Source organism: Cellulomonas septica (genome assembly GCF_012396155.1).
Lineage (GTDB): Bacteria > Actinomycetota > Actinomycetes > Actinomycetales > Cellulomonadaceae > Cellulomonas > Cellulomonas septica.
The window spans coordinates 1-9,259 of record NZ_JAAXOY010000069.1; the positions used below are offsets into that span (position 1 = coordinate 1).

Here is a 9,259-nt window from a genome sequence, read left to right on the forward strand (position 1 = left end):
GCCGACCGCTCGTCCGCCTCGCTGCCGAGGAGCACCGACGCGTCGTCGGGCGCGGCCGGGCCGTCGGTGTCGTCGAGCAGCGACGAGGCGTCGTCCGGGACCGAGGAGCCCGCGGGCCCGTCGAGCAGCGACGACAGGTCGTCGGGGACGACGACGTCGTCGGGCTCGTCGGGCGTGCGGCCGCCCGCGGGCTGGTCGCTCACAGCGCGCCCTTCGTCGACGGGATGCCGTCCACGCGCGGGTCGAGCGCGACCGCGAACCGCAGCGCCCGCGCGAGGGCCTTGAACTGCGCCTCGACGATGTGGTGCGGGTCACGGCCCGCGAGCACGCGGACGTGGATGCTGAAGGCGGCGTGGTGCGCGATCGACTCGAGCACGTGCCGCGTCAGGGAGCCGGTGAAGTGCCCGCCGATGAGGTGGTACTCCTGACCCTCGGGCTCCCCGGAGTGCACGAGGTACGGGCGGCCGGACACGTCGACGACGGCCTGCGCGAGCGCCTCGTCGAGCGGCACCGTCGCGTCGCCGTACCGGGAGATGCCGCGCTTGTCGCCGAGCGCCTGACGCAGCGCCTCGCCGAGGGTGATCGCGACGTCCTCGACCGTGTGGTGCGCGTCGATGTGGGTGTCGCCCGTCGCGCGGACGGTGAGGTCGATGAGCGAGTGCTTGCCGAGCGCCGTGAGCATGTGGTCGTAGAACGGCACCGTCGTCGAGATCTCGGTGCGGCCCGTGCCGTCCAGGTCGAGCTCGACGACGACGCTCGACTCGCTCGTCGTGCGCTCGACGCGTGCGGTCCGCGGGGCCGCGGTCGTGCCAGTGCTCACCGGTCCTCCTCGTTGCCGGTCGCGGCGAGTCCCACGACCTGCGTCAGGGCGTCCTTGAACGCCGCCGTCTCCTGCGGGGTGCCGACCGACACCCGCAACCAGCCCTGCGGCCCGACCTCGCGGATGAGGACGCCACGGTCGAGCAGACCCTGCCAGACGGCCCGGCGGTCGTCGAACGTGCCGAACAGGACGAAGTTGGCGTCGGAGTCCGCGACGCGCAGCCCACGCTCGCGCAGCCAGCCGACGAGGGCGTCGCGCTCGTCGCGCAGCGACCCGACCTGCGCCATGAGCTCCGGCGCGTGCCGCAGCGCGGCCCGGGCGACCGCCTGCGTGACGGCCGACAGGTGGTACGGCAGCCGCACGACGCGCAGCGCGTCGACGAACGCGGTCGAGGCCGTCAGGTAGCCGACGCGCGCCCCGGCCAGGCCGAACGCCTTCGACATCGTGCGGCTCACGGCGAGGTGCGGGTGACCCTCGAGCAGCTCGAGCGCGGACGGCGTGCCGCGGCGACGGAACTCGCCGTACGCCTCGTCGACGACGACGACGCACCCGCCCGGCACGCGCGCCGCGGCGTCGAGGACCGCGAGCACCGTGTCCGCCGGCAGCGCGGTGCCCGTCGGGTTGTTCGGGCTGGCGAGCAGGACGACCGACGGCGCGTGCTGCGCGATCGCGGCGCGCGCGGCGTCGGGGTCGAGGCTGAAGTCGTCCTCGCGACGCCCCTCGATCCAGGCCGTCGACGTGTCGCGCGCGTACTCCGGGTACATCGAGTACGTCGGCGCGAACGACAGCGCCGTGCGGCCCGGGCCACCGAAGGCCTGCAGGACGTGCAGCATGATCTCGTTCGACCCGTTCGCCGCCCACAGCTGCTCGGGTGCGACCCGCACGCCCGACTCGACCGCGAGGTAGTCCGCGAGGTCCTGGCGGAGGGCGGCGAAGTCGCGGTCCGGGTACCGGTTGAGCGTGCGCGTCGCGTCGGCCACCGCACGCGCGACGTCCTCGACGACGGCGTCCGACGGCGCGTACGGGTTCTCGTTGACGTTGAGCAGCACGGGCACGTCGAGCTGGGGCGCGCCGTACGGCTCCAGCCCGGCGAGCTCGGGGCGCAGCGGCAGCGCGGGACGGGCGAGGTCGGCGGTCACCCTGCCGATTCTAGGGAGCGTCCGCCGCCCGCCGTCCCCGCCGTCCGCAGGGTGGGGACGGCGCTGCGCGGCGGCCCGGTCAGAAGCGCGCGCGGACCGCCTCGCCGTGCGCCGGCAGCCCCTCGGCGTCGGCGAGCGCCACGATCCGGTCGGCCACCACGGCGAGCGCGTCGGCGTCGTACTCCACGACCTGCACGGCCCGCAGGAAGGAGTGCACGCCGAGCCCGCTCGCGAAGTGCGCGCAGCCGCCCGTCGGCAGCACGTGGTTCGAGCCCGCCATGTAGTCGCCGAGCGACACCGGCGAGTACGGGCCGACGAAGATCGCACCCGCGCTCGTCACCCGGTCCGCGAGCGCCGCAGCGCCGACGGCCTGGATCTCGAGGTGCTCGGCGCCGTACGCGTTGACGACGTCGAGGCCCGCGTCGAGGTCGTCGACCAGGACGATCGCCGACTGCGTGCCGTTGAGCGCGGTCGTGACGCGCTCACGGTGCCGTGTCGCGTCGACGCGGTCGACGAGCTTCGCCTCGACCGAGCCCGCGAGCTCGACCGACGTCGTGACCAGCACGGCCGCGGCCAGCGGGTCGTGCTCCGCCTGGGAGACGAGGTCGGCCGCGACGTGGTTCGCGTCGGCCGTCCCGTCGGCGAGGATCGCGATCTCCGTCGGGCCCGCCTCCGCGTCGATGCCGACGACGCCGCGCACCAGCCGCTTGGCGGCGGCGACGTAGACGTTGCCGGGTCCCGTGATGACGTCGACCGGCTCGCACAGCGTGTCGCCGTCCTCCGGCTGCGACCCCGCGGCGCCGTACGCGAACATCGCGACCGCCTGCGCGCCGCCGACGGCGTACACCTCGTCGACCCCGAGCAGGGCGCACGTCGCGAGCACCACCGGGTCGGGCAGCCCGCCCTCGTCCTTCTGCGGCGGCGACGCGACCGCGAGCGAGCCGACCCCCGCCTCTTGCGCCGCGACGACGTTCATGACGACCGACGACGGGTACACCGCGAGCCCGCCCGGCACGTACAGGCCGACCCGGCGCACCGGCAGCCAGCGCTGACGGACCGTCGCGCCCGGCGCGACCTGGACCGTGAAGTCGTCGGGACGCTGCGCGCCGTGCACCTGACGGACGCGGCGGATCGTCTCCTCGAGCGCGGCCCGCACCTGCGGGTCGAGCCGGTCGACCGCGGCGGCGACCGTGGCGGCGGGGACGCGCACGTGCTGCGGGCGGACGCCGTCGAACCGCTCGGCGAGGTCGCGCAGCTCGGCCGCGCCACGCTCGCGCACGGCGGCGATGATCGGCGCGACCGCCTCGGCGGCGTGCTCGACGTCGACCTCCGCGCGAGGCAGCTCCTGCAGGAGCTCACGACGGGACAGCACGCGACCGCGCAGGTCGATTCGGGTGATCACGGCCTCGAGTCTACGAGCGGACGCCTCCCCTTTCCGGTGCGCCCACGCACCGGTCGTGCGCGTCGGCGGGGCAGACTGCTGCCATGACGCAGGTGCCCATCGCCGACGACTCGATCCGCCTCGGCCAGTTCCTCAAGCTCGCCGACCTCGCCGAGACCGGCGCGCAGGCGCGCGAGCTCCTCGACGACGGTGCGGTGACCGTGAACGGCGAGCCCGAGTCCCGTCGCGGCCGTCAGCTCGTCCGCGGCGACCGCGTCGACGTGGACCTGCCGACGGGCGTGGTCAGCGCGACGGTCGGCTGACGGTCAGCCGGCCGCGCCCTCCCGGTAGAGCGACTGGCGCTCGCCGAACAGCTCGTCCCACGACCTGACGTCGCGACCCGCCAGGAGGTCGTCCAGGCGGTCGAGGCACGTGTGCCACCCGCCGCCGTAGCCCCGGGCGGCGCGCTCCTCGAGGTCGTGGTGCTCGAGCACGAGCACGGTCGCACCGTCGTCGCCGGTGAGCGTCGCCGAGAGGCGGGTGACCGGCTCGCCCGGGAACGACCACGTGACGTCGAGCCGGTGCGGGCGGTCGCACACCAGCACGTCGCCCGTCGCGTTCTGCGGCGAGTCGTCGACGTCGTCGCCCATCCGCACCTCGAACCGGCCGCCGACCCGCAGGTCGCCGAGCAGCGGTCCGAGCCACCGGGCGACGCGCTCGGGCTCCGTCAGGCAGGTCCACAGGTCGTCGACGTCCGTCGCGTACCGGCGTTCGAAGCGGACGGTGGTGCCGGCGGGTGTCGCGGTCAGGACGCCGCGCACGTCGGTGCTGTCGCTCATGGGTTCCTCCCCTGGTCGTTGGTGCCGGGCGCGTCGTCCGACGCCACGCGGCGGGCACGCGTGCCACGTGCGACCTCGGTGGCGAGCGCGTCGAGACGGGGCTCCCAGTAGCGGCGCACGTCGCGCGCCCACCGCTCGACGTCGGCGAGCGGCTCGGGACGCACGGAGTACAGCCGGACCGGGCCCTGCGGGCGCGACTCGACCACGCCCGCCTCGCGCAGGACGCGCAGATGACGGGACGTCGCGGGCTGGCTGATGCCGAACTCCGCGCCGACCGCGTCGGCGAGGTCGCCGGCGCTCCGACCGCCGTCGGCGAGCAGCTCGACGAGCCGCCGCCGCACCGGGTCGCCCAAGGCGTCCATCACGTCCACGAGGGCGATGTTTCCACCCTGCGTTATATAACGCAAGGGCTATGAGTCGTCAGGCGGAGAGGCAGCTCGGGCCGAGGAGCGCCTTGAGGTCGCCGAACAGCGAGGGCGAGCGCTCCACGCGCAGGCCGTCGCCCAGACGCATCACGGTCGCCCGCCCGGGGCTCGTGAGGCGCAGGTGGACCTCGGTGATCCCCGGGTGCGTCGACAGCACCTCGCGCAGCCGCTCGACGAGCGGCTGCGTGCAGCGCGCGACCGCGAGCGAGACGACGACCGGTGCGTCCGCGACCTGCGACACGTCGGGCAGCGACACCTCCATCGCCTGCAGCGACATCGACTCGTCGCGGCGGCGCACCCGGCCCTTCACGACGACGACCGCGTCCTCCGCGAGCACGGTCGAGTACGCGAGGTACGTCTCGCCGAAGAACATGATCTCGACGGACCCCTCCATGTCCTCGATCGTGACCGCCGCCCACGGGTTGCCCTGCTTCGACATCTTGCGCTGCAGGGACGTGATCAGCCCCGCGATCACCACGGTCGACCCGTCGGGCCGCGCCTCGTCCGCGAGCAGGGTCGCGATCGACACGTCCGCCGAGGCCGCGAGCACGTGCTCGATGCCCGACAGCGGGTGGTCGGACACGTAGAGGCCGAGCATCTCCCGCTCGAACGCGAGGCGCTGCTTCTTGTCCCAGTCGGGCAGGTCCGGGATCGCGACCGCGAAGCCCGGGCCCGCGTCGTCGCCGCCCATGAGGTCGGCGAACAGGTCGAACTGGCCCTCCGCCTCCTTGCGCTTGACGCCGATGACCGAGTCGACCGCCTGCTCGTGCACGAGCAGCAGCGCACGCCGCGGGTGACCGAGCGAGTCGAACGCGCCCGCCTTGATGAGCGACTCGATGGTCCGCTTGTTGCAGACGACCGCCGGCACCTTCTCGAGGAAGTCGGTGAACGACGTGAACGCGCCCTTCTCCTCGCGCGTGCGGACGATCGCGTCGACGACGTTCGCGCCGACGTTGCGCACCGCGGTGAGGCCGAAGCGGATGTCCGCGCCCACGGCCGTGAAGTTGGCGGCCGACGAGTTCACGTCCGGCGGCAGGACCGTGATGCCCATGTGCCGGCACTCGCCGAGGTACAGGGCCGACTTGTCCTTGTCGTCCTTGACCGACGTGAGCAGCGCGGCCATGTACTCGACCGAGTAGTTCGCCTTGAGGTACGCCGTCCAGTAGGAGATGACGCCGTACGCGGCCGAGTGGGCCTTGTTGAACGCGTAGTCGGAGAACGGCAGCAGGATGTCCCACAGCGTCTGCACCGCGGCCATCGAGAAGCCGCGCTCCTGCATGCCCGCGGAGAAGCCCTCGAACTGCTTGTCCAGCTCGGACTTCTTCTTCTTGCCCATCGCGCGGCGCAGGATGTCGGCCTGTCCGAGGGAGTACCCGGCGACGCGCTGCGCGATCGCCATGACCTGCTCCTGGTACACGATCAGGCCGTACGTCGTGCCGAGGATGTCCTCGAGCGGCTCGGCCAGCTCGGGGTGGATCGGCGTGACCTCCTGCGCGCCGTTCTTGCGCAGCGCGTAGTTGGTGTGCGAGTTCGCCCCCATCGGGCCCGGCCGGTACAGCGCACCCACCGCGGAGATGTCCTCGAAGTTGTCGGGGCGCATGAGGCGCAGCAGCGTCCGCATGCCGCCGCCGTCGAGCTGGAACACGCCCAGCGTGTCGCCGCGCCCGAGCATCTCGTACGTCTTGCGGTCGGTGAGCTCGAGCTCCTCGAGCACGACCGGGTCCTTGCCGTTCATCACGATGTTCTCGAGCGCGTCGTCGAGGATCGTGAGGTTGCGCAGCCCGAGGAAGTCCATCTTGATGAGGCCGAGGCCCTCGGACGTCGGGTAGTCGAACTGCGTGATGACGGCGCCGTCCTGCGGCCGCCGCATGATCGGGATGATGTCGATCAGCGGGTCGCTCGACATGATGACGCCCGCCGCGTGCACGCCCCACTGCCGCTTCAGGCCCTCGATGCCCTTCGCGAGCTCGACCACACGCTGCGCGTCCGGGTCGGTCGCGTGGACCTGACGGAACTCCTCGGCCTCGTGGTACCGCTTGTCCGCCGGGTCGAAGATGCCCGTGAGGCTGATGTCCTTGCCCATGATCGCGGGCGGCATCGCCTTGGTGAGCTTCTCCCCCATCGCGAACGGCATGCCCAGCAGCCGCGCGGAGTCCTTGAGGGCCTGCTTGGCCTTGATGGTGCCGTACGTGACGATCTGCGCGACGCGGTCCTCGCCGTACTTCTCCGTCACGTAGCGGATGACCTCGCCGCGACGACGCTCGTCGAAGTCGACGTCGAAGTCGGGCATCGAGACACGGTCGGGGTTGAGGAACCGCTCGAAGATCAGGCCGTGCTGCAGCGGGTCGAGGTCCGTGATCTTCATGGCGTACGCGGCCATCGAGCCCGCACCCGAACCACGGCCCGGCCCGACGCGGATCCCGTTGTCCTTGGCCCAGTTGATGAAGTCGGCGACCACGAGGAAGTACCCCGGGAAGCCCATCTGCGTGATGACCTCGGTCTCGTACGCCGCCTGCTTGCGCACCTCGTCCGGGATGCCGCCCGGGTACCGGTGGTGCAGGCCCGCCTCGACCTCCTTGACGAACCAGCTCGTCTCGTCCTCACCGGCCGGGACCGGGTAGTTCGGCATGTAGTTCGCCGAGGTGTTGAACGAGACCTCGCACTGCTCGGCGATCAGCAGCGTGTTGTCGCACGCCTCGGGCAGCTCGGCCCAGATGCGCCGCATCTCCGCCGCCGACTTCACGTAGTAGCCGTCGCCGTCGAACTTGAACCGGTCGGGGTCCGCGAGCGTCGAGCCGGAGTTGATCGCGAGCAGCGCCTCCTGCGACGCGCTGTCCTCCTGCTTCACGTAGTGCAGGTCGTTCGTCGCGACGAGCGGGGCGCCGATCGTCTCCGACAGCCGCAGCAGGTCCTTGAGGACGCGGGTCTCGATGTCGATCCCGTGGTCCATCAGCTCGACGTAGAAGAACTCCTTGCCGAAGATGTCCTGCAGCTCGCCGGCGACGCGCACCGCCTCGTCCCACTGGCCGAGGCGCAGCCGCGTCTGGATCTCCCCCGACGGGCAGCCCGACGTCGCGATGAGGCCCTTGCCGTAGGTCTCCAGCAGGTCGCGGTCCATCCGCGGCCACTTGCCCATCTGGCCCTCGAGGGACGCGAGCGACGACGCGCGGAACAGGTTGTGCAGACCCTCGTTGTTCCGCGCCAGCATCGTCATGTGCGTGTACGCCCCGCGGGCCGAGACGTCGTCGGCCTCCTGGCCCTGCTGGCCGAACCGCACGCGCGTCTGGTCGAACCGGCTCGTGCCCGGCGTGACGTACGCCTCGATGCCGATGATCGGCTTGATCCCGGCCGCGGTGCCCTTGGACCAGAAGTCGAACGCACCGAACAGGTAGCCGTGGTCCGTGGTCGCGATGGCCGTCTGGCCCTGCCGCTCGACCTCCGCGAAGAGGTCGCCGAGCCGGGCCGCACCGTCGAGCATCGAGTACTCGGTGTGCACGTGGAGGTGGACGAAGTCGGAGCCTCCAGCAGATGCCATGCGGGCCATCCTAGGTCGCCCCACCGACACCTCCGGACGCCCCGCGACCGTGTCGGAGGTGGCGTGCGCGACACGCCGGACGCGTCACCACGGACGGACGGCGGACCACCCTCATCGGCTCCGCCGGAGCCGCGCCGCGTCGCGCGGCGGAGCGTCAGCGGTAGCCCGCGCCCAGCGTCTCGAGCGCGTGCGCGAGGTCGTCCGGGTACGTGCTCGTGACCTCGAGCCACTGCCCCGTGCCCGGGTGCTCGAAGCCCAGCCGGACCGCGTGCAGCCACTGCCGCGACAGGCCCGTGCGGGCCGCGAGCGTCGGGTCCGCGCCGTACGTGAGGTCCCCGACGCACGGGTGCCGCAGCGCCGCGAAGTGCACGCGGATCTGGTGCGTGCGGCCCGTCTCCAGGTGCACCTCGACGAGCGACGCCGACGGGAGCATCTCGAGGACCTCGTAGTGCGTGACCGACGGCTTGCCGTCCGCGACCACCGCGAACTTCCAGTCCGCCGACGGGTGCCGTCCGATCGGGGCGTCGATCGTCCCCGTCGTCGGCTCGGGGTGACCCTGGACGAGCGCGTGGTACACCTTCTCGACCGTGCGCTCCTTGAACGCGCGCTTGAGCACCGTGTACGCGTGCTCGCTCTTCGCGACGACCATGAGCCCCGACGTCCCGACGTCGAGACGGTGCACGACACCCTGCCGCTCGGCGGCCCCCGACGTCGAGATCCGGTACCCCGCGGCGGCCAGCGCACCGACGACCGTCGGGCCGGTCCAGCCCGGCGACGGGTGCGCGGCGACCCCCACGGGCTTGTCGACGACCACGACCTCGTCGTCGTCGTGCACGATCCGCATCCCCGGGACCGGCTCCGGCACGACCGCCGGCGCGGGCGGGCCCTGCGGGTCGGGGATCTCCACCTCGAGCCACCCACCGGCCACGAGCCGGTCCGACTTGCCGACCGACCGTCCGTCGACGCGGACCCCACCGGCGGCGGCGATCTCCGCGGCACGGGTCCGCGACAGGCCGAGCATGCGGGACAGCGCGGCGTCGACCCGCTCGCCGGCGAGACCGTCGGGCACGGGCAGCGCGCGGACCTCAGGCACCGGGTCGCTCCGCCGGGGAGTCCGTGC

General features: G+C 72.6%; 9 protein-coding genes. 1 reads left to right on the forward strand and 8 read right to left on the reverse strand.

What is annotated here, in order from left to right:
- The 4 genes from HGA02_RS04790 to hisD form a co-directional block, all read right to left on the reverse strand.
- Positions 1–203 (reverse strand): hypothetical protein (locus tag HGA02_RS04790; RefSeq protein WP_210728179.1); only part of this gene is annotated, 203 nt, incomplete at its 3' end.
- The gene (hisB, locus tag HGA02_RS04795; protein WP_124342408.1) at positions 200–820 is read right to left on the reverse strand and encodes an imidazoleglycerol-phosphate dehydratase HisB; all 621 of its coding nucleotides are present in this window, start codon (positions 818–820) and stop codon (positions 200–202) included. The genes hisB and HGA02_RS04790, both read right to left, overlap by 4 nt.
- Positions 817–1,959, reverse strand: coding sequence for a histidinol-phosphate transaminase (locus HGA02_RS04800; protein ID WP_168678042.1), 1,143 nt, complete (start codon positions 1,957–1,959; stop codon positions 817–819). Before HGA02_RS04800 ends, hisB begins: the two co-directional genes overlap by 4 nt.
- A gap of 79 nt (positions 1,960–2,038) precedes the next feature.
- Positions 2,039–3,361, reverse strand: a complete 1,323-nt coding sequence (gene hisD / locus HGA02_RS04805; RefSeq protein WP_168678043.1) for a histidinol dehydrogenase — start codon at positions 3,359–3,361, stop codon at positions 2,039–2,041.
- Positions 3,362–3,444: 83 nt separating this feature from the next.
- Between hisD and HGA02_RS04810 the strand changes: the two genes are divergently transcribed.
- The gene (locus HGA02_RS04810) at positions 3,445–3,663 is read left to right on the forward strand and encodes an RNA-binding S4 domain-containing protein (RefSeq protein ID WP_162351753.1); all 219 of its coding nucleotides are present in this window, start codon (positions 3,445–3,447) and stop codon (positions 3,661–3,663) included.
- Positions 3,664–3,666: 3 nt separating this feature from the next.
- Here HGA02_RS04810 and HGA02_RS04815 read toward each other — a convergent pair whose 3' ends face one another.
- The 4 genes from HGA02_RS04815 to HGA02_RS04830 all read right to left on the reverse strand — a co-directional run bounded on the left by HGA02_RS04815 (position 3,667) and on the right by HGA02_RS04830 (position 9,232).
- Positions 3,667–4,179 (reverse strand): SRPBCC family protein, encoded by a 513-nt coding sequence (locus HGA02_RS04815; RefSeq protein WP_168678044.1) that lies wholly within the window; start codon positions 4,177–4,179, stop codon positions 3,667–3,669.
- Positions 4,176–4,541, reverse strand: a complete 366-nt coding sequence (locus HGA02_RS04820; protein WP_168678046.1) for an ArsR/SmtB family transcription factor — start codon at positions 4,539–4,541, stop codon at positions 4,176–4,178. The genes HGA02_RS04815 and HGA02_RS04820 overlap by 4 nt, the downstream gene beginning before the upstream one ends.
- 58 nt (positions 4,542–4,599) lie before the next feature.
- Entirely contained in the window at positions 4,600–8,139 is a 3,540-nt protein-coding gene (dnaE, locus tag HGA02_RS04825) for a DNA polymerase III subunit alpha (protein WP_168678045.1), read from the reverse strand.
- A 154-nt stretch (positions 8,140–8,293) separates the two neighbouring features.
- Positions 8,294–9,232, reverse strand: a complete 939-nt coding sequence (locus HGA02_RS04830; protein WP_124342414.1) for an RluA family pseudouridine synthase — start codon at positions 9,230–9,232, stop codon at positions 8,294–8,296.
- Between the last annotated feature and the right edge of the window lie 27 nt (positions 9,233–9,259).

Bases quoted from the DNA above. Each gene is read 5' to 3' on its own strand.
- HGA02_RS04810 (WP_162351753.1), top strand. From the start codon at position 3,445: ATGACGCAGGTGCCCATCGCCGACGACTCGATCCGCCTCGGCCAGTTC.
- HGA02_RS04820 (WP_168678046.1), bottom strand. From the start codon at position 4,541: ATGGACGCCTTGGGCGACCCGGTGCGGCGGCGGCTCGTCGAGCTGCTC.
- HGA02_RS04815 (WP_168678044.1), bottom strand. From the start codon at position 4,179: ATGAGCGACAGCACCGACGTGCGCGGCGTCCTGACCGCGACACCCGCC.
- dnaE (WP_168678045.1), bottom strand. From the start codon at position 8,139: ATGGCATCTGCTGGAGGCTCCGACTTCGTCCACCTCCACGTGCACACC.